The sequence below is a fragment of the Shinella sp. genome (assembly GCF_049651085.1).
In the GTDB taxonomy this organism is placed as follows: Bacteria; Pseudomonadota; Alphaproteobacteria; order Rhizobiales; family Rhizobiaceae; genus Shinella.
In genome coordinates this window covers 1-18,721 of sequence record NZ_JBASBL010000021.1, presented here as the reverse complement: position 1 = coordinate 18,721, position 18,721 = coordinate 1, and the positions used below count along the sequence as shown (strand labels likewise).

The window sequence follows — 18,721 nt, the reverse complement described above, 5'->3', positions numbered from 1 at the left end:
CCTTGCCGATGACTGTTGCCTTTTACCCTGGCTCTTTCGATCCGATCACCAACGGCCATATCGACGTGCTGGTCCAGGCGCTCAAGGTGTCGCCCAAGGTCATCGTCGCCATCGGTATTCATCCCGGCAAGACGCCGCTGTTCTCCTTCGAGGAGCGCGCCGAGCTCATCCGCCTTTCCATCAAGGAAGCATTGCCGGAACGGGCAGGGGACGTCAGCATCGTCTCCTTCTCCAATCTGGTTGTCGACGCCGCCCGCAGCCACAACGCATTTCTGCTCATCCGGGGCCTGCGTGACGGCACGGATCTCGATTACGAGATGCAGATGGCCGGCATGAATCGCCAGATGGCGCCGGACGTGCAGACCGTATTCCTGCCGGCAGGCGTAGCCTCGCGGCCCATTACCGCCACATTGGTCCGCCAGATCGCGGCCATGGGCGGCGATGTCAGTGCCTTCGTACCGGCGCCCGTTTTTTCTGCTTTGAAGGCCCGCACGAAGGGCTGAGTGCAATTATCCTGAACCCCACAAGGGAGCTATCATGAACGTCCTCCGTCTCGCCTTTGCAGGAGCCATGTTCCTCGCGGGCACCGCCCTGGCCCAGGCCACCGATTTCATCACGATCCAGCTGAAGGACGGCCCTGTTGTCATCGAGCTGAACGACAAGGCGCCGAAGCATGCCGAGCGAATCAAGGCGCTCGCCGCTGCCGGCGAATATGACAATGTCGCCTTCCACCGTGTCATCGAGGGCTTCATGGCCCAGACCGGCGATGTCCAGTATGGCGACATGAACGACGGCTACCAGGCGCAGGCCGCCGGTACGGGCGGCTCCAGCCAGCCGGATCTTCCGTCCGAATTCTCCGACGTGCCCTTCGCACGCGGCACGGTCGGCATGGCGCGGGCGCAGGACCCGAATTCCGCCAACTCGCAGTTCTTCATCATGTTCGCCCCGGGCGACTTCCTGAACGGCCAGTATACGGTCGTCGGCCAGGTCATCGAAGGCATGGAGAATGTCGACAAGATCAAGCTCGGCGACAAAGCAAACAACGGTTCCGTCACCGACCCCGACCGCATGGTCAAGGTAACGGTCGGCAAGTAATATCACTTTTTGATTTTCCGCCTGTTGCAATCGCGAAACCGCGGGCAGGCTTTAGAAGGAGAAAGACCATGGCCGAGATCAAGGATCCGGAAAACACCATCATCATGGAGACCACGAAGGGCAAGGTGGTCATCCAGCTTCTTCCGGATCTCGCCCCGGGGCATGTCGAGCGCATCAAGGTACTGACGCGCGAAGGTGCCTATGACGGCGTCGTCTTCCACCGCGTGATCGAAGACTTCATGGCCCAGACCGGCGACGTGCAGTACGGCAAGACCGGCGGCAAGGACTTCAACCCGGCGCGCGCCGGCATGGGCGGCTCTGAAAAGCCGGACCTGAAGGCCGAGTTCTCCAACATGAGCCACGTGCGTGGCACGTGCTCCATGGCCCGCAGCCAGATGCCGAACTCCGCCAATTCGCAGTTCTTCATCTGCTTCACGGATTCCCCCTGGCTCAACAAGCAGTATTCCGTCTGGGGCCAGGTCATCGAAGGCATGGAAAATATCGACAAGATCAAGCGCGGCGAGCCGGTGCGCGATCCCGACACCATCGTCTCGATGAAGGTTGCCGCCGACGTAGCGGCCTGATAGAAAACCTTCGATTTCGACCGCGCTCGCCCCGGCGGGCGCGGTTTTTCTTTGCCCTATTTTTCAAGAGACCGCCGACATGGCTGCTTTCCTCTGGGCGCTGCTCGCCATTGCAGCCGGCGCATGCATCGCGATTCAGGCTCCCGTCAACGCGCTGCTCGGCCGAGGTCTCAGCATGCCGGTCGCAGCCGCCTGCGTTTCTTTCCTTTCCGGTGCGCTCATCCTGGCATTCGTCGTTCTTGCCACGGCTTCGTTCGAAGGGCGCTCACCCGATTGGCGCGGCGCGGACCTCTGGCTCTACATCGTCGGCGGGGCGCTGGGCACAGTCTATGTGACGACAGCCATTTTCCTGACGCCGCGCATCGGCGCGGCCGCCGTCATGGCCTTTGCCGTTTCCGGCCAGCTTCTTGCCGGCATCTTGCTCGACCGTATCGGTTTCCTCGGCATGGCCGTGCGTGAAATCTCCGTCGGTCGCATCAGTGGGGCCGTGCTGCTCGTCGCCGGCGCCCTCATGATCCGCTTTCTCTGAGGTCAGCCATGCGTGTCGATCTCTTCGATTTCGATCTTCCGGAAGAAAACATCGCGCTGCGCCCCGTGACGCCGCGCGAGGCGGCAAAGCTGCTCGTCGTGCATCCCGGCGCGAAGGTGCCTTTCGAGGATCGCACCGTGGGTGACCTGCCGTCGCTTCTGCGCGCCGGCGATGCACTGGTCTTCAACGACACCCGCGTCATACCCGCGCAGCTCGAGGGCATCCGCCACCGCGAGGGCGCGGGCGGCCAGAAGGTGTCCGCGACGTTGCACATGCGCATTGCCGGCGACCGCTGGAAGGCTTTCGCCCGGCCCGGAAAACGCATCAAGCGCGGTGACCGCATCACCTTCGGCGCGGCGGAAGACCTGTCGGCCATCGTCGAGGAGAAAGGCGAGGGTGGCGAAGTCACCCTGCACTTCGACGCCTCCGGCCCGGATCTCGACCGCGCCATCGCCTCCGTCGGCCATATCCCGCTGCCGCCCTACATAGCCTCCAAGCGCGAGGACGACGAGGCGGACCGGCGCGACTACCAGACGATCTATGCCCGCGAGGAGGGCGCGGTCGCCGCTCCCACCGCCGGGCTCCACTTCACCGACACCCTTTTCGAAAAACTCGACGCACTCGGCGTCGAGCGGCATTTCGTGACGCTGCATGTCGGCGCCGGCACCTTCCTGCCGGTCAAGGCGGACGATACGGCGGACCACGTCATGCACGAGGAGATCGGTTATGTCTCCGAGGAGACCGCCGCAGCACTCAACGCCGTCCGGGCGAGGGGCGGGCGGATCGTTTCCGTCGGCACCACCTCGCTACGCCTGCTCGAAAGCGCGGCTGCGCAGGATGGCGCGATCAGGCCCTGGTCCGGCGCGACAGGCATCTTCATCACCCCCGGCTACCGCTTCCGCACGGCCGACATTCTGATGACCAATTTCCACCTGCCGAAGTCGACGCTCTTCATGCTCGTCTCGGCATTCTCGGGGCTGGATACGATGCGCGGCGCCTATGCGCATGCGATCGCGACCGGCTACCGCTTCTATTCCTACGGCGACTCCAGCCTGCTATTCCGGAACGACCGATGACCGATACATTCCAGTTCAAATTGCTCGCCACCGATGGCAAGGCACGTCGCGGCGAGGTCTCCATGCCGCGCGGCACGATCCGCACGCCGGCCTTCATGCCCGTCGGTACGGTGGGCACCGTCAAGGCGATGTATCTCGACCAGGTGCGCGAGCTGGGCGCCGATATCATCCTCGGCAACACCTATCACCTGATGCTGAGGCCCGGCCCGGAGCGCGTCGCACGGCTCGGCGGCCTGCATGAACTGATCCGCTGGCCCCATCCAATCCTCACCGACAGCGGCGGTTTCCAGGTCATGTCGCTTTCCGGGCTGCGCAAGCTCGACGAGCAGGGCGTGACCTTCAAGAGCCATGTCGACGGTGCGCTGCACCACATGTCGCCGGAGCGCTCGATCGAAATCCAGGGCTTGCTCGGCAGCGATATCCAGATGCAGCTCGACGAATGCGTGGCGCTGCCGGCATCGCCGAAGGAAATCGAGCGCGCCATGGAAATGTCGCTGCGCTGGGCCGAGCGCTGCAAGGTCGCGTTCGGTGACCAGCCGGGCAAGGCGATGTTCGGCATCGTGCAGGGCGGCGACATTCCGCAACTGCGCGTGCGTTCTGCGCAGGCGCTCGCCGAGCTGAACCTCAAGGGCTACGCCATTGGCGGCCTTGCGGTGGGCGAGCCGCAAGAGGTCATGCTCGACATGATCGACACGACCATTCCCCATATGCCCGCCGAAAAGCCGCGTTACCTGATGGGCGTCGGCACGCCGGACGACATGCTGAAATCCGTCGCGCGCGGCATCGACATGTTCGATTGCGTGATGCCGACCCGCGCCGGCCGCCACGGGCTTGCATTCACCCGGCGAGGCCGCATCAACCTGCGCAATGCGCGCCATGCGGAGGACACGCGCCCGCTCGACGAGGAATCGGGCTGCCCGGCCACGCGCGATTACTCCCGCGCCTATCTGCACCATCTCGTGCGCGCCAACGAGTCGCTCGGCGGAATGCTGCTGACCTGGAACAATCTGGCCTACTATCAGGACCTGATGGCGGGCATCCGCAAGGCGATCGAGGAAGGCCGCTACGCCGATTTCATGGCGGAAACGCAGGAAGAATGGGCGAGGGGCGATCTCGCCCCCGTCTGAACTGCCACGTCAGATCGCCGGACCCGGCGCGGTGCGCACCATGTGCACGCCATTGATCTTGTAGCTGCCGTCCGGCTGCTTCAGGAGCTGGTAGAGCGCGGTCCAGTCCTTGCCGTCGGGCCCCGAGATCAGCACTTCCTGCACCACCATGTCGCCCTCGACCCTGGATCGCCCGAAGGCGAAATTGCCCGGCCGATAGACCGGCGCATAGCCCTTCCTGACCATGTCGAAGAAGGCATCCTCCGTCGGGAATTTTCCGCGAATGGCAGGTGAGGCGAAGGAATAGGCCGCCTTCGCGTCGCCGTTCAGGAAGGCGGCGATCTGGCTCTGGATGACGTCCTGCGCTGTATCGACCGGTTCTTCGGCTTGCGCGACAAGCGGCATCAGGGACAACGAAACGCAAAGGAACATGGCGGCAGGCATTCTCATGGCGCACCCTCCTTGTCGACAAGCCAGAATAGCACGAAAACCCCGAGGCGCTTCACGCACTCAACGGCGCATTTCAGTCCATACCAAATATAATAATCTCGTTTAAAAACAAACTACTACACTATAATGATAATCTTAAATACAAATTTGCGCAATACTTAATATAAAGGCAGGGCGGCCATGGAATCTCAACCAGCGCGATGCTCCTGGAACATCATGAGCCGGGTGAACCCGCCCGCGACAAGACGGCGACCTTCGAACAGCATCTCTTCGTCCGGTTTCGGCTGAACGCGAGGGTCGGACAGAGCCTTCTTCAATCCCGCATCACGGGCTGCTTTGCTCGGCCATTCCGTCCAGGAGAGGATGACCGTTTCTCCCGGCCCGGCATCCGCAGCAGCGATGAAGTCGCGCAAGGGGCCAGCATCCGCCAGAGCGTCGCGCGCCTCATCGGCGTGGAACTGCTTGCCGTCGTCGTCACCGGGGTCGAGCAGGCAATCGACGATCCTGATCGCACCGTACTCGCGATATACGCTGGCGATCTTCTCGGAGAACGCCTTGTAGGCATCCAGCTTGTCGGTCGCGATCGGGATCAGGTAGCCGTCGATATAGGTCATGCCACACTCCAAGCCTTCGCATCCAACCCGAGAGATCGTATCGTGTTGACCGGCTACTGGCGAGATGGAGAGCAACGCGCCTGTGGCAAGGATCAAAGCGGGAAGCGCCGCCCAAGGTGGATCGCATATCGCATAAGATAGATTATGGAACTTAAAGGTGTGCCGAACGGCCTGAAAGCTCTGGAAATCCGGTTTCTGCCTTGACCCGGAACCACTCCCAGCCTTAAGCGAAACGGCAGACGGAACCAACAGCGAAAGCCTTCTCCCATGAGCGATTTGCGCATTCTCTCCGACGCCCATATCCCGGAACTGCCGAACCGCTACAAAGGCAAGGTCCGGGAGAATTACGATCTGCCAGACGGAAGCCGCATCATCATTGCGACAGACCGGCTCAGCGCCTTCGACGTCATCCTGACCGCAATTCCCTTCAAGGGCCAGGTGCTGACCCAGACCGCGCGCTACTGGTTCGAGGAAACCGCCGATATCTGCCCGAACCATGTGCTGTCCTATCCAGACCCGAATGTCGTCATCGGCACGCGGCTCGACATCCTGCCGGTCGAGATCGTCGTGCGCGGCTATCTTGCCGGCACGACCAGCACCTCTATCCTGACGAAATACCGCAAGGGCGAACGCCAGATGTACGGCATCACGCTTCCGGACGGCCTCAGGGACAATGAAAAGCTTCCCGAGCCGATCATCACGCCCACCAGCAAGGCGTTCGACGGCGGCCATGACGAGCCGCTCTCCGGCGAGGAAATCCTTGCCCAGGGCCTCCTGACGCCCGAGCAATGGGAAACGGTCTCGCGCTATGCGCTGGCGCTCTTTGCCCGTGGCCAGGCCCGGGCGGCCGAACGCGGGCTGATCCTCGTCGATACCAAGTATGAATTCGGCACGGACAAGAACGGCCGCATCGTGCTTGCCGACGAGATCCATACGCCGGATTCGAGCCGCTACTGGATCGCCGACAGCTACGAGGAAACCTTTGCCAAGGGCGGCCGGCCGGCAAGCTTCGACAAGGATTTCGTGCGCGCCTGGGTCACCGAGCGCTGCGACCCCTACAAGGACGCGATCCCGGAAATCCCGCGTGAACTGGTCGAGCAGACCTCGAAGGTTTACATCCAAGCCTTTGAGCAGATTACTGGAAAATCGTTTGAGCCTGATCTGTCCGAGGACACGGTTCTCGCCCGTATCCGCAAGAATCTGGCGCCTTATTTCGCCTGATCATCGCCAAGCACGACCTCGAAACTGAGACCATCATACGCCGGCTCCACATGGGCCGGCGTTTCCTTTTGCACCGTCTCATAGTCGAGCGGCACATGCATGTGCGTGAGGATCGCTTGCGTAGGCTTCAGCCGCTCGATCCATTCCAGCGCCTGGCTGAGCGACAGATGGCTGGCATGATAGCGGTATTGCAGCGCGTCGATCACCAGCATGTCGAGGCCCGCAAGGTGCGGCACGGTCTCGTCCGGGAAATCGCTGATATCGCTGCAATAGGCGATATTGCCGATGCGGAAGCCCAGCGAGTGGATCGAGCCATGGACCTGGAGCAGGGGCTGGAACGTAATGGCGCCCCCTCGCCCCTCGATCGTCACCGGCGCATCCATCGGATCGATCAGGTTCTCCGTCACGATTGGCGGATACATGCTGCCGGCCGGGGTCTTCAGGCAGTAGCCGAAACCATCGCGGATCCGCTCCATCGTGACGGTGTCGGCCCAGATCGGCACCTGCGTGTGGTTGTGCAGCACGAAACCGCGAATATCGTCGATACCGTGGATGTGGTCGGCATGGGCGTGCGTATAGAGCACCGCGTCGATGCTCTCGACACCCGCCGCAATCATCTGCGCGCGGAAATCTGGGCCCGTGTCGATAACGACGGTCGTCACGCCTTCCGGGCCGAACTGCTCGACGAGGAAGGCGGCGCGGGTGCGGCGGTTCTTCGGGTTGGCGGGATCGCAGGCGCCCCAGTCACCCGTGATGCGCGGCACGCCGGGCGACGAGCCGCAGCCGAGAATGGTGAAGCGTCGCCGGTAGACCACGGCTACACCCGCGGCATTTTCGAGAAGATCCGGAAGGCGTTGTCCGTGGTGATCCTGGCCATTTCATCGACGCTGACGCCGACGGTATCGGCCAGAACGGAAGCCGTATGCGCCACATAGGCCGGTTCGTTGCGCTTGCCGCGGTACGGTTTGGGCGCAAGATACGGCGCGTCGGTCTCGACCAGCATCCGCTCCAGCGGCACGGTTTTCGCGATCTCACGCAGCTCTTCCGACTTCGGGAACGTCAGGATGCCGGAAAAGGAGACGTAGCCACCAAGCGCGACGCCGATGCGGGCAAGCTCCGGGCCGGAAGAGAAGCAATGCAGCAGGAAGGGGAACGCCCCCTTTCCGGTTTCCTCGGTCAGAATCGCCGCCATGTCCTCGTCCGCCGAACGGGAATGGATAACCAGCGGCAGACCGGTCTCGCGAGCGGCTGCGATATGGTTCCTGAGGCCGACGATCTGGGCGTCGCGTGGGGCGTTGTCGTAGTAGTAGTCGAGACCCGCCTCGCCGATCGCCACCACGCGCGGATGCTTCGACAGCTCGACCAGTTCCGAAACCGGAATATCGAGTTCCTCATCCGCATTGTGCGGATGCGTGCCGACCGAGCAGAAGACCGACGGGTATTTTTCCGCGATTGCCAGGATCGTCGGGAACTTGCGCACCCGTGTCGAGATGGTGATCATCTGGCTGACCCCGGCCGCGTGCGCCCGCGCGACAATATCGTCGCGCTCCGCTTCGAAATCGGGGAAATCCAGATGGCAATGGGTATCGATCAGCATCGCAGCTTCACGCCTCGGGCGCCACGTAACGAGGGAAGACCGGGCTCGGCGCTTCCAGCGGCGTGCCGCTGGCAAGCCGTCCCGCCTCGCCCAGCGCCGCGAAATCGCGCTTGTCGGCCGGTGCGGCAACGAGATCGAGCAGCTTGCCGCTGGATGCGGGCATGAAGGGCTGCAACAGGATCGCGATCTGGCGCACGACTTCCGCCGTCACATAGAGCACGGTGCCCATGCGGACCGGATCGGTCTTCTTGAGCGCCCAGGGCGCCTCGCCGGCGAAATAGCGGTCGGCTTCCGAGACGACGGCGATGATCGCGGCCAGCGCCTTGTGGATCTGCTGCTTTGCCATTTCCTCGCGGGTGATCGCATGCAGCGCATCGACGGATGCAAGCATGGTGCGGTCGGCATCCGTCAACTCGCCGCATTCCGGCACCTTGCCGTCGCAGTTCTTGACGATCATCGACAGCGAACGGCTGGCAAGGTTGCCGATGCCGTTGGCAAGGTCGGAATTGATGCGCGTCGCGATCCCCTCCTCGCTGTAGCTGCCGTCCTGGCCGAAGGAGACCTCGCGCAGGAAGAAGTAGCGGATCTGGTCGAGGCCGAAATGGTTCACCAGGTTGACCGGATCGACGACGTTGCCGAGCGACTTCGACATCTTCTCGCCCTTGTTGAGCAGGAAGCCGTGGGCGAAGACGCGCTCGGGCAGCGGCACGCCGGCCGACATCAGGAAGGCCGGCCAGTAGACGGCGTGGAAGCGGATGATGTCCTTGCCGATGACGTGGATGTTCGCCGGCCAGAATTTCGCGCGCGGGCCTTCCGGGTCGGTGAGGTAGCCGGTCGCGGTGAGGTAGTTGGTCAGCGCGTCGACCCAGACATACATGACATGCGCCGGATCGCCCGGGACCGGAATGCCCCAGTCGAAGGTCGTGCGCGAGACCGAAAGGTCCTTGAGCCCGGACTTCACGAAGGAGACCACCTCATTGCGGCGCTCGGCCGGCAGAATGAAGTCCGGGTTGTCCTCGTAGTGCTTCAGGAGTCTGTCCTGATACGCGGAGAGACGGAAGAAGTAGCTCTCCTCCTCCACCCATTCGACGGGCGTTCCCTGCGGTCCGTAGCGCACGCCGTCGGCGCGCTTCTCGGTCTCGTTCTCCTGGTAATAGGCCTCGTCGCGCACCGAGTACCAGCCCGCATAGCCACCCTTGTAGATGTCGCCATTGGCTTCCATGCGGCGCCAGATCTCGGCGCAGGCCTCGTAGTGCCGCGCCTCGGTGGTGCGGATAAAATCATCATTCGATGCATTAAGAAGAGCAGTCATATCGCTGAATTCTTTAGCATTTCTGTCGGCAAGTTCGCGCGGCGTCACGCCTTCCTTGCGCGCGGTCTGCTGCATCTTCTGGCCGTGCTCGTCCGTGCCGGTCAGGAAGAAGACGTTGAGCCCGTCGAGCCGCTGGTAGCGCGCCATGGCATCCGACGCGATCAGCTCGTAGGCATGGCCGATATGCGGCTTGCCGTTCGGATAGGAAATGGCGGTCGTGATGTAGTAGCGGGATCTGTCGGTCATGGGAACGTTCTGTCTTCGGTTGTGCAATGCCGCAAGGTATTAGACCATGCGGGCGTGGAGGGAAACAGCAAGTTTCCCCTTTGAGCTAGAGCGAGGCCCGGATGTCGTCGAGCACGCTGATGATCGTCTGCTTGCGATCGAGATTGTAGCCGAGGGCGATGGAGATGCGCTCGCCGAGCTGCGAGGAGAGATGGGCAAGGCGATCGGCGCGGGTGATGTCGCCGGAAAGGGCGGCGGCGCGGGCAGCATCGGTCACGAAATCGCTGGCGTGCTGGCAGAAGAAGGAAAAGACCGTGTCGCTGTCCTTGGCCGACAGCACGTCGGCAAGCTTGTGAACGTCACGGCGCGGCGGTTCGGCCGGCGCCTCGACAATTGCGCGAAAGGCTTCGACAATATCGAAGCCGCCATAGTTCACCAGCTTCAGCGCCTCGGAAACGCTGCCATGGGCAGCAGAGAGGACATCCCCTGCCCGCGCACCGGACGGCGCAGCGCCGAGGCTGTCGAGTGCGGCGGCAAGATCCTGCTCTGATAAGGGAGACAGCGTGAGCGGCAGGCAGCGCGAGCGGATGGTCGGCAGCAGCTTGCCTGGCGCATGGGTCAGGACGAGGAAGAGCGAGCGCTTTGGCGGCTCTTCGAGGATTTTCAGGATGGCATTGGCGGCGTTGCGATTGAGGTCGTCCGCCGGGTCGATGATGACGATGCGCCAGTTGCCCGTGCCGGAGGTCTGCGCCAGGAATTTCCCGGCCTTGCGCACCTCGTCCACCGTGATCGCCGATTTCACCTTGCCCGTCTTCTCGTCGACCGGCCGCGTCAGGTGCAACAGATTGTGCGAAGCGCCGGTCGCCAGCTGGCGGGTGATGGGCGAAGCGGGCGACGGATCGGCGATCGCTTCCGGTGCCTCGGCCGGCTCGGGATGGTGCAGCACATGGTTGGCGAAGCGGAAGGCCAGCGTCGCCTTGCCGATGCCCTCGGGCCCCTCGATGAGGATGGCGTGATGGCCCTTGCCCGAACGATAGGAGCGCGCCAGGAAGCGTTCCGCCTCACTGTTGCCGAAGAACTTCGTCTGCTCGGCGGGGTGTACCGCGCCATCCAGAATGCCGGGGCGATCCTCGCTCACGAGATGCGCTCCGGGGCATGGCTGCCATGTGCGTTGATCGGCAGCAATGGCTCGATGATGCCGAGCACCTCCGCGAAAATCGCTTCACGCGGCTTCGTCGCGTCGATCACGCGGCAGCGCAACGGTTCGCGCTCGGCGATATCGAGGAAGGCTTCGCGGCGCTTCTCGTGCGTTTCCAGCTTTTCCTTCTCGAAACGGTCGGGCTGTTCGTCCGGGCCGGCGGCGCGCTTGCGGGCGCGCTCGAGGCCGACGGAGGCCGGCAGGTCGAAGATGACGGTACAGTCGGGTACGACGCCGTTGATCGCCACGCGCTCCAGCGCCTCGACGAAGGGCTGCTCCAGATTGCCGGTAATGCCCTGGTAGACGCGGGAGGAATCCATGAAGCGGTCGCACAGGACCACCGTGCCTGCCGAAAGCGCCGGTCGGATGACCTGCTCGACATGGTCGCTGCGCGCGGCGGCGAACAGGATGGCCTCCATGCGAATGCCGTAAGCCTCGGCAGCACCGGAGAGGATGACATGGCGCACGGCTTCGGCGCCTCTCGAGCCGCCGGGCTCGCGCGTCATCAGCACCGTCAGGCCACGCTGACGCAAGGCATCCGCCAGAAGCCGGATCTGTGTCGACTTTCCGGCGCCCTCGCCGCCTTCAAACGTGACAAACAAACCGGGTGCGGCAGACAAATCCTACTTCCGTTCCAGTGGTCGCCGAAGCGATCTTGACAATTTCCGCCGGGCAGAGCCGAGTCGGATCACTACTAACCCATGTTTCCGGCAGACGAAACGCTTTTCGCCCTGCCTGTCCCCGTCAAATCCAGAAGAAGAAGAGTTCGACCAGCGCATCGAGCGCGCGCGAGCGTAGCGTGCCGACGCCGACCGCGCCGGCTGTCTTCACCGGAACTTCACGAAGCAACTGCTTGTCGTTCCAGATTTTCAGCGTGCCGACCGCCTGCCCCGGCACCACGGGGGCGCGCACTGGCCAGGAATAGACGACGCGGGCGACGAGCCGCTGCGAATTGTCCTTGGGCAGGAACACGTCCACCTGCTCGCCCGCGACCAGCGGCACGACGGAGCTGTCGCCGCCATAGACGCTGGCATCGGCAATCGTTTCCCCCTGCTTGAAGAGCGTGCGGCGCTCGAAGGAGGAGAGCGCCCATTCGATGATGCGCCGGGATTCCTCGATGCGCGCCTTTTCGCTTTCCATGCCGCCCATGGCGAGCAGCAGGTGTTTTCCATCCCGGTTCACCGCCGCGACGACGGAATAGCCGCCCTCCTCCGAAAAGCCGGTGACGAACCCGGTCACGCCGATATTGAGGGCCAGCAGCGGATTGCGGTTGCGCTGCTTGATTTTGTTCCACTCGAATTCGGGCTCGAGATAATAACGCATATACTGCGGATAGGTCGCCTGCAGGTGGCGGGCGAGCGTCACCATCTCGCGCATCGTCACCTTGTTTTCCGGGTTCGGAAGCCCGGTGGCATTGGCGAAGGTGGATTTGTCGAGGCCGAGCGCCCTCGCCTCCTTCGTCATCCGTTCGGCAAAAGCCGTTTCCGAGCCGGCAATCCCCTCGCCAAGAATGATGCAGGCGTCGTTGGCAAACTGCACCGTAACGCCACGGATCAGGTCCTCGACGCGCACATTCGATTTCAGCGCAGCGAACATGGTGGAGGTGCGCGATGGCGCGCCACCGGTCCGCCAGGCATGTTCCGTTACGGGGTACTGCGTTTCAAGCGTGATCTCGCCGCCGGCCAATGCCTTGAAGACGGTCGCCATGTTCATCAGCTTGGCGAGCGAGGCGGCGGTGACCGCTTGGTCCTGCGCCCGGGCGAACAGCACCGTGCCGGTTTCCGCCTCGATCATGTAGACCTGTTTCGCCTTGACGTCGAAACCGGCCTGCGGCGCCGCCGACTGGGCGTGCGCCACGGTAATGAAAGACAGGGCAAGAACAAGGCAGGCGAACAGGCGGCGATGCATGGCGACTCCGGATGTCGTCACACTTCCACAGCCGCGCGCATTGCGCAAACGGCCTGCCCCGCGCCAGCCATCAACCGGCGTTTTCCGCGAGGGCGGAGAGCGGCGTCAGCTTGCCGTCGATCGTCAGGATGGCGTCGAAGGCGCCCGCGGCATCGCGCACCCGCTCGTCGGCATAGGCGGCGGCGAAGCTGGGATCGGCTGATAGCTGCGGGATGAAATTCGGCCGTTCGAGCGGCATCGGCCCAATGTCCGGCAGAAGGACGAACTGTTCCATGGCCTGGAAAGCATCGCTCGCCGGCGCCGTCTTAGCGAGCGCCGTCATCGTGCTTTCGGCGGGAGCCGTGAGGAACCCCTCGCCGGCGCCAACGCCCGGCAGCGCGCGGTTGTCCGCCGAAGCGACCATGACGCCGGTGGCGATCTGGCCACCCGGGTCCGCCGCAGGAACGCGCGAGCCCTTCAGCACATAGGAAGCCATCAGATAGGGCATATCGTTGCCGTCGAGCGGCGCCTTGCCGACATATTGAACACGGACCTTGGCGGTGCCCGTGCGCTTCATGTCGAGCAGGTCGGCGGTCTTGGAGGAAACGTCGATAACGCGGCCCTCATGGAACGGACCGCGATCGTTCACGCGCACCACGACGGAGGTACCGTTCTCCATGTTGGTGACCCGCGCATAGCTCGGCAGCGGAAACGTCGGGTGGGCGGCGGACAGGTGATACTTGTCGTAGACTTCGCCATTGGCCGTCTTGCGGCCGTGGAAAGCCGAGCCGTACCAGGAGGCAAGGCCGGTTTTGCTATAATCCGGCTCTTCCTTCGGCTGATACCACTTGCCGCGAACCTGATAGGCCTTGCCGAGCTGGTAGCGGCCGCCGCCTTTCGGCACGGCCTGCCCTTCCTCGACGATGCGCGGGCTTGCCTTCACGCCATAATCGGATTCGGAGAAGAACTCCTTGCTGCGCACCTTCTTCTTGGGCGCAGGCGTCGTGGTGGCGCAGGCAGCAAGGCCCGCACAGACCAGCGGTATAGCGATGAGCCGAAGGCCCTTGCCGAGCCGGCTCGCATTCTTCTCGATAGTCTTTTGTCCCACGCCGCTATTGTCCCCGACGATGTGCCGCCACCTGCCTTGCCCCTGCAAGTGGACCGTCAATGTCACTCAGTAAATAACAGTACGTTAATCATGCCAATAACATGGCAAAATTGCGAATGAATGGGAAGCCGAAGGCCAGGATCGATGTTTTATGGTTTATGCATGGTTAAGGCGCCCACCGCGGAACGGATGGGCGCCCGCCAATATATTCGTCATTTCAAGGCGTGTGGAGGACGTCGAAGAGCCGGTCCGGATCACGCACGCCGTGGCGATAAAGCGTTATGATCGAGCGCGCGAGAGAGCGGGCCTGGGCATCGTCAGGCTTTGTCATCGTGGTTGCCGTCAAGCGAGTGAACACGCCCTTGAGAACGTCAAGGTCATGCGGTTCAAACATGCCGATATGCGTGGGATCTCGAAGCACGTCCATTGATGCCTCCCTTTTCCACATCCAGCCGGCAAGATTGCTTCCGGGTGCTCATGAACTCTAGGAGCATAATACGTCATCAACAAGTCGGGAAATATTGCACAGCCCGTGTCCCCCGGAATGGCAGAGCGCACCCTCATAAAAAAGCGCTAGGAATTCGCTCGCCTTTCGGGCGGAAGGAGATTGACGGCGACAGGTATGGAACGCACGGCCAAGCCGGATGTTTCAAGGGGGCAGCGAAACACATACGGAGAACGATGATCATCGATGGCGGAAGAGGTGTCCGTTAGACGGATAAATCTAACGCGCTGATTTTCAATATAGCGTTTATAGGCCAAGCGTTTAAAATACCCCCACATATACCCCCAATTCAAGCGATGGGGTGTTCTTGACGAGTTCTTGCCCCTCCCCTGTCCCTGGATCATCTACGCTGCGGGAACGCACGCACTTGGCAGTTTTCTCTCTACGGTCACGCAGTGCTGCCACCGCACATCTTCCATGATTGCGTGACCGTGGACCGGAAGCAGGTTGTTGCCGACCCTTCGACATGTGGCGTCCGGTCACCTGGAATCAACGATCGCAAGCTAACTTTTCATAAAAGTGCGATTGTTTGGTTGCCCGTGAGGGCGCGGGAGCCTTGGTTGGAGCCGAGGCGCAAGTCCGGGACTTGCTGGTAGTCCGCGCCCCCCTCGCGGCTGCCTCCCGCCAATTCCTCCTCCCGTGCTGCCGCGTCAAGGATCCTTTAAAACTGCACTCTTGTGCTACCCGCAAACGCGCTATCGCCCGAAGAATGGGAGAGGTTGAAGAGTGAGGGGCCGGTTTCGTAGATGAAAAGTCCGAAGCCGCTCCACCCCGAGATCAGATACAACGTCCGTGACGACGGAACGGGCATGTGGGCGATCTACGACGTCTTCACAGGATTATCGGCCGATCTAACTCCAGGACTCGAAACAAAATAGGTTTGCAGCTTGCGCTTGTAGACATCCTGAGTGAATATTACTGCTTACTTCAGTCAGATTTCTATTCTCCATGGGGTCATATGCTCGCAAGAATATTGTTCTCTGCATCAAACCTCACCCTTTTAGCCGTCTGGACAATAGCCTTTATTGTAGACGCCCACGCTCTTGAAATCTGGAGAAACCAGCAGCGATACGACATTGAAGTCCGGTTGCCGAAGGGGGCTTCATTTCAGCATCGAGGTGTGGACCGGACGTTTTCCAGCAACGGCATTTCCGGCAATCTTCGACTGATCCAGGACAACTATGAAAATTGCACGCAGCTCCTCGAGGAACGACGGGTGAACCGTGCCAAGGATGGATTCACGGCGGTCTCTGATCGGAAAGCCTCGCGACGCGACTGTGCCATCACGATCGCCAACCCCGCCACTGGCCAGATGATGACATCGAATTACATATGGCTCGACATCTGCAAATGCTTCGCAGCAGTGCATTTCACTTACGCGAAAAAGGCCGCCGGCACGCTCGGAAAAGTCTCCTCCCCGATCCTCGCTTCACTGCGCGCTGGTGCTTCCGGACGAAAGGAGCGTGACCCCAAGGTGGCGGACGGCCCTGGCGCCACAACGAAAGGCGAAATTGAAAAACCAGTCGTCAAGAACTCTTCGGCAGTGGCCGAAGCCATCGCCATATTGAAGCAGCGAGGCTTCCCTGCTCCACGCGTCGCCCAGTTCGTATCGCACACCTATTATGACCTGGTAGACACCGCTTATGGCCAGCCCAAAGGCACCGCACAACAGCAAGAGTTTTCTGTTGGAGCAGGTGACTATGAGTACGATCTCGAGACAGGAACGGCTATAGGCGCCATGTCCATCAAGGAGTTCGCACGCAACGTCTCAAGCTGCTACCGTCACGATCAGTACTGGAAACACTGCAAGCTCAACTACCATCAGGAGATGGGGTGCCGGATGACCGAGAACTGGCAGCGCGTCTGCCGAAACTACAAGCCAAGCGGAAAAGACTGGCTGATCGGCGATCTCTGCTTCTGGGAGCCAAAAGGCGACATTCCAATGTTGCCGGCGAAAGCGAATGCAGAAAAAACGGTTCAGCTTCCAAAGGTGGCGGAGGTAAAACCCGGCGCCGCCGGCAAGAAGAAGCAGCAGAAGAAGGCTTCGCTGCCGCGGCGCCCTTACTGCGACGAAACTCCCTGGCCTGAACATTTCGGAAAGCAGTGAGGGCATGATGGCGCGCGTTGTCCTGGCACTACTCTTCATCCTCTTCGTCGGCGCATCGGCGCGGGCCGAAACCAATGTCTTCCAGGATGCAGGCAAGCGCCTTGCGCTCGTCATCGGCATATCCGACTACGAGCACGCGCAGCCGCTCCGCAATCCGGTCAACGACGCGCGCCTCATGGCGAAGTCGCTGGAAGACCTTCGGTTCGAGGTCATTTTCGTGGAGAATGCCGGGCGCGCGCAACTCACCTCGGCCCATGCCGATTTCCTGTCGCGGCTGGATGGTACGGATATCGCCGTCCTTTACTATGCGGGGCATGCGATCCAGATCGACAGCGCCAATTATCTCGTCCCGAGCGACGCCGCCCTGCGATCGGTGGAGAGCGTTTCCTCCGAGCTTGTGGATCTGGCCCGTATCGTCAACGAGATGGACAGTCGGGCAAAGACGAAGATCGTCATCCTGGACGCCTGCCGGGACAATCCCTTCGAGCGGCAGCTGGCCGAGGTGCTCGCCCATGCTGGCGGCGAACGCAGGCTAGGCCGCGGGCTTGCTGCCATCCGTGAGCCCGCCAGGTTGGAGAAGCCGGAGGGCGAAGGCTTCAACACCTACGGCAGCATCGTCGCCTTCGCTGCCGCTCCCGGCGCTACTGCTACAGATGGGGATGGCGACAACAGCCCCTACACCAAAGCACTGGCGGCGGAGCTCGCCAGGCCCGGTGTGGAGGTCGGCCAGATGTTCCGTGTCGCCGCCGCAACTGTGCTGGCCGAGACGGGCGGAAAGCAGCGCCCGGAATATCTCGTCCGGCTGACGGATGAGGTGTTTTTCTCGCGGCCCCAACCCTCCGACTGCGATTACTTCGCCATCGCCCCCTACAATCAGGTTGGTATTCCCGGCGTGGAATTCGATAAGATCCGGCCGGCAAGTGCTATTTCCGCCTGCGAGGCAGCGCTCGCGGCTGAGCCGGACCATCCGCGCTTCCTGCACAATCTCGGTCGGGCTTACGACGCGGCGAGCGACTACGATCGGGCCGTCGCTTTCTATAGAAAATCGGCAGATCTCGACTACGTGCCGGCGTTCAGCACGCTTGGCGTGATGCACATCAATGGCCAGGGCACGCAGCAGGATTTTGTGGAAGGCGTAAGGCTTTTGAAACACGCCGCATCGCTTGGCTACCGGCTGGCCAAGGTCGGACTACGAAACCAGGACTTCAGCGCAATCTTCGAGCAAGACCAGTTTAAAGCCTTGCAGTCCGCATTGAAGGAACGGGGTCACTACAAAGGACCGGTGGACGGCGACTTTGGATCGGGCTCCAAGGCAGCCCTGGAAGCATTTCAGGCTGCCGAGGGGCTATCATCAGGCGGCGCCACTCTGGAAACGCTCGATCGCCTCTCCCTGCTCGCGGTCATCCCGAACTACAAATTGAACTGAAGCAACTGGGAACAATATCAACCTGTAGAAGTTCTATTGGCCTTGGTCACTCTTCGCCCCGCCCAGCGCGGGGCGCTTTTTGTTTGCGGGAGATTGATGAGGGCCGATAGGTGCTGGGACAAGCCGAGTACGTTTGAAACGATGAATCCTGGCAAGTTCCATACGATTTCAAGCACCGTGGAGGCCGCCAGGATACTCGTCACAGTGCCCCTTCGCACAGGGCGGGGCTACCGGAAGGCGCGCATTGCATGCATATCGGTCCTGGAGGGGAACGGCGATCCACCCATCGCCCGCGAGGCCTTCCTCAAAGCCGCGGAAGAAGCCGGCGTTTTTATCCGCCCCTCCCGATAATCACCATCCCGATCCGCCTAAGCGCCTCGCTGAAGGTCACGCCCAGCGCCATGCCGCCCACCCCCATCATGCCCAGGGCGCCCATGCCCATCAGCTTCCAGCGCCGGACCTCATCCGTCACCGGCTTCATCTCCCTGACGTCCTTTTCCAGCGTCGCGACGGCCGTCTGCACCTCGGCGGCGGCTCCCACGACTTCGTCGATACGCCTGTGCATCTTGGTCCGGCTGGCATCGGATCTGTCGTCAGACCGTTGTATCTTGTCCTCGATCCGCCGAAGATCCTCCAGGATTGCCCGCTGGCTGGCGATTAGTTCGCCCATCTGCTGGTGCA

General features: G+C 62.0%; 21 protein-coding genes. 10 read left to right on the top strand and 11 right to left on the bottom strand.

Going from position 1 to position 18,721, the window contains the following annotated elements:
- Nucleotides 1-8 precede the first annotated feature (8 nt).
- From coaD to tgt, 6 genes are all read left to right on the top strand, one after another.
- Complete coding sequence (gene coaD, locus WA950_RS12675; protein ID WP_424552068.1) at nt 9-503, top strand: pantetheine-phosphate adenylyltransferase; 495 nt, start codon at nt 9-11, stop codon at nt 501-503.
- Between the two features lie 34 nt (nt 504-537).
- Nucleotides 538-1,095, top strand: a complete 558-nt coding sequence (locus WA950_RS12670; RefSeq protein WP_424552067.1) for a peptidylprolyl isomerase — start codon at nt 538-540, stop codon at nt 1,093-1,095.
- A gap of 68 nt (nt 1,096-1,163) precedes the next feature.
- A complete protein-coding gene (locus tag WA950_RS12665) occupies nt 1,164-1,679 on the top strand; it encodes a peptidylprolyl isomerase (protein WP_424552066.1) in 516 nt (171 codons plus the stop codon).
- 79 nt (nt 1,680-1,758) lie between these two features.
- Nucleotides 1,759-2,208 (top strand): DMT family transporter, encoded by a 450-nt coding sequence (locus WA950_RS12660; RefSeq protein ID WP_424552065.1) that lies wholly within the window; start codon nt 1,759-1,761, stop codon nt 2,206-2,208.
- An 8-nt stretch (nt 2,209-2,216) separates the two neighbouring features.
- Entirely contained in the window at nt 2,217-3,284 is a 1,068-nt protein-coding gene (gene queA / locus WA950_RS12655; protein WP_424552064.1) for a tRNA preQ1(34) S-adenosylmethionine ribosyltransferase-isomerase QueA, read from the top strand.
- Nucleotides 3,281-4,411 carry a tRNA guanosine(34) transglycosylase Tgt gene (tgt, locus tag WA950_RS12650; RefSeq protein WP_424552063.1) on the top strand — a complete coding sequence of 377 codons (1,131 nt, stop codon included), beginning with the start codon at nt 3,281-3,283 and terminating at the stop codon, nt 4,409-4,411. The genes queA and tgt overlap by 4 nt, the downstream gene beginning before the upstream one ends.
- Before the next feature lie 9 nt (nt 4,412-4,420).
- Here tgt and WA950_RS12645 read toward each other — a convergent pair whose 3' ends face one another.
- Together WA950_RS12645 and WA950_RS12640 are read right to left on the bottom strand one after the other, a co-directional pair.
- Nucleotides 4,421-4,840 carry a DUF4864 domain-containing protein gene (locus WA950_RS12645; RefSeq protein WP_424552062.1) on the bottom strand — a complete coding sequence of 140 codons (420 nt, stop codon included), beginning with the start codon at nt 4,838-4,840 and terminating at the stop codon, nt 4,421-4,423.
- A gap of 188 nt (nt 4,841-5,028) precedes the next feature.
- A complete protein-coding gene (locus tag WA950_RS12640) occupies nt 5,029-5,454 on the bottom strand; it encodes a DUF1428 domain-containing protein (protein ID WP_424552061.1) in 426 nt (141 codons plus the stop codon).
- A gap of 276 nt (nt 5,455-5,730) precedes the next feature.
- Between WA950_RS12640 and WA950_RS12635 the strand changes: the two genes are divergently transcribed.
- The gene (locus tag WA950_RS12635; protein ID WP_424552391.1) at nt 5,731-6,675 is read left to right on the top strand and encodes a phosphoribosylaminoimidazolesuccinocarboxamide synthase; all 945 of its coding nucleotides are present in this window, start codon (nt 5,731-5,733) and stop codon (nt 6,673-6,675) included.
- Here the strand turns inward: WA950_RS12635 and WA950_RS12630 are convergent.
- The 8 genes from WA950_RS12630 to WA950_RS12595 form a co-directional block, all read right to left on the bottom strand.
- Nucleotides 6,663-7,490 carry an MBL fold metallo-hydrolase gene (locus tag WA950_RS12630; protein ID WP_424552060.1) on the bottom strand — a complete coding sequence of 276 codons (828 nt, stop codon included), beginning with the start codon at nt 7,488-7,490 and terminating at the stop codon, nt 6,663-6,665. The genes WA950_RS12635 and WA950_RS12630 overlap by 13 nt on opposite strands.
- A gap of 2 nt (nt 7,491-7,492) precedes the next feature.
- Complete coding sequence (locus WA950_RS12625; protein WP_424552059.1) at nt 7,493-8,272, bottom strand: TatD family hydrolase; 780 nt, start codon at nt 8,270-8,272, stop codon at nt 7,493-7,495.
- Between the two features lie 7 nt (nt 8,273-8,279).
- Nucleotides 8,280-9,830: a methionine--tRNA ligase gene (gene metG / locus WA950_RS12620; protein WP_424552058.1), complete on the bottom strand. Its 1,551-nt coding sequence runs from the start codon at nt 9,828-9,830 to the stop codon at nt 8,280-8,282.
- A gap of 85 nt (nt 9,831-9,915) precedes the next feature.
- On the bottom strand, nt 9,916-10,947 hold the full coding sequence (locus WA950_RS12615; protein ID WP_424552057.1) for a DNA polymerase III subunit delta': 1,032 nt from the start codon (nt 10,945-10,947) through the stop codon (nt 9,916-9,918).
- Entirely contained in the window at nt 10,944-11,627 is a 684-nt protein-coding gene (gene tmk, locus WA950_RS12610) for a dTMP kinase (protein WP_424552056.1), read from the bottom strand. Before tmk ends, WA950_RS12615 begins: the two co-directional genes overlap by 4 nt.
- A gap of 124 nt (nt 11,628-11,751) precedes the next feature.
- Complete coding sequence (locus WA950_RS12605; protein WP_424552055.1) at nt 11,752-12,915, bottom strand: D-alanyl-D-alanine carboxypeptidase family protein; 1,164 nt, start codon at nt 12,913-12,915, stop codon at nt 11,752-11,754.
- Nucleotides 12,916-12,985: 70 nt separating this feature from the next.
- Nucleotides 12,986-14,002 carry a septal ring lytic transglycosylase RlpA family protein gene (locus WA950_RS12600; RefSeq protein WP_424552054.1) on the bottom strand — a complete coding sequence of 339 codons (1,017 nt, stop codon included), beginning with the start codon at nt 14,000-14,002 and terminating at the stop codon, nt 12,986-12,988.
- A 217-nt stretch (nt 14,003-14,219) separates the two neighbouring features.
- Nucleotides 14,220-14,429, bottom strand: coding sequence for a hypothetical protein (locus WA950_RS12595; RefSeq protein WP_424552053.1), 210 nt, complete (start codon nt 14,427-14,429; stop codon nt 14,220-14,222).
- 958 nt (nt 14,430-15,387) lie between these two features.
- Here WA950_RS12595 and WA950_RS12590 point away from each other — a divergent pair.
- The 3 genes from WA950_RS12590 to WA950_RS12580 all read left to right on the top strand — a co-directional run bounded on the left by WA950_RS12590 (nt 15,388) and on the right by WA950_RS12580 (nt 18,391).
- Nucleotides 15,388-16,614 (top strand): hypothetical protein, encoded by a 1,227-nt coding sequence (locus tag WA950_RS12590; protein WP_424552052.1) that lies wholly within the window; start codon nt 15,388-15,390, stop codon nt 16,612-16,614.
- A 4-nt stretch (nt 16,615-16,618) separates the two neighbouring features.
- The gene (locus WA950_RS12585) at nt 16,619-18,040 is read left to right on the top strand and encodes a caspase family protein (protein WP_424552051.1); all 1,422 of its coding nucleotides are present in this window, start codon (nt 16,619-16,621) and stop codon (nt 18,038-18,040) included.
- Between the two features lie 96 nt (nt 18,041-18,136).
- Nucleotides 18,137-18,391 (top strand): DUF982 domain-containing protein, encoded by a 255-nt coding sequence (locus WA950_RS12580; protein ID WP_424552050.1) that lies wholly within the window; start codon nt 18,137-18,139, stop codon nt 18,389-18,391.
- On the opposite strand, the gene WA950_RS12575 is transcribed toward WA950_RS12580, so the two are convergent.
- Nucleotides 18,372-18,721, bottom strand: a 350-nt coding sequence (locus WA950_RS12575) for a DUF1515 family protein (protein WP_424552049.1), incomplete at its 5' end; no start/stop codon positions are given. The genes WA950_RS12580 and WA950_RS12575 overlap by 20 nt on opposite strands.

Coding starts and splice junctions, on each gene's coding strand:
- WA950_RS12605 (WP_424552055.1), bottom strand. CDS start 12,915: ATGCATCGCCGCCTGTTCGCCTGCCTTGTTCTTGCCCTGTCTTTCATT.
- WA950_RS12665 (WP_424552066.1), top strand. CDS start 1,164: ATGGCCGAGATCAAGGATCCGGAAAACACCATCATCATGGAGACCACG.
- metG (WP_424552058.1), bottom strand. CDS start 9,830: ATGACCGACAGATCCCGCTACTACATCACGACCGCCATTTCCTATCCG.
- WA950_RS12580 (WP_424552050.1), top strand. CDS start 18,137: ATGAGGGCCGATAGGTGCTGGGACAAGCCGAGTACGTTTGAAACGATG.
- WA950_RS12625 (WP_424552059.1), bottom strand. CDS start 8,272: ATGCTGATCGATACCCATTGCCATCTGGATTTCCCCGATTTCGAAGCG.
- WA950_RS12640 (WP_424552061.1), bottom strand. CDS start 5,454: ATGACCTATATCGACGGCTACCTGATCCCGATCGCGACCGACAAGCTG.
- tgt (WP_424552063.1), top strand. CDS start 3,281: ATGACCGATACATTCCAGTTCAAATTGCTCGCCACCGATGGCAAGGCA.
- WA950_RS12595 (WP_424552053.1), bottom strand. CDS start 14,429: ATGGACGTGCTTCGAGATCCCACGCATATCGGCATGTTTGAACCGCAT.
- WA950_RS12660 (WP_424552065.1), top strand. CDS start 1,759: ATGGCTGCTTTCCTCTGGGCGCTGCTCGCCATTGCAGCCGGCGCATGC.
- coaD (WP_424552068.1), top strand. CDS start 9: ATGACTGTTGCCTTTTACCCTGGCTCTTTCGATCCGATCACCAACGGC.
- WA950_RS12585 (WP_424552051.1), top strand. CDS start 16,619: ATGATGGCGCGCGTTGTCCTGGCACTACTCTTCATCCTCTTCGTCGGC.
- WA950_RS12670 (WP_424552067.1), top strand. CDS start 538: ATGAACGTCCTCCGTCTCGCCTTTGCAGGAGCCATGTTCCTCGCGGGC.
- WA950_RS12645 (WP_424552062.1), bottom strand. CDS start 4,840: ATGAGAATGCCTGCCGCCATGTTCCTTTGCGTTTCGTTGTCCCTGATG.
- queA (WP_424552064.1), top strand. CDS start 2,217: ATGCGTGTCGATCTCTTCGATTTCGATCTTCCGGAAGAAAACATCGCG.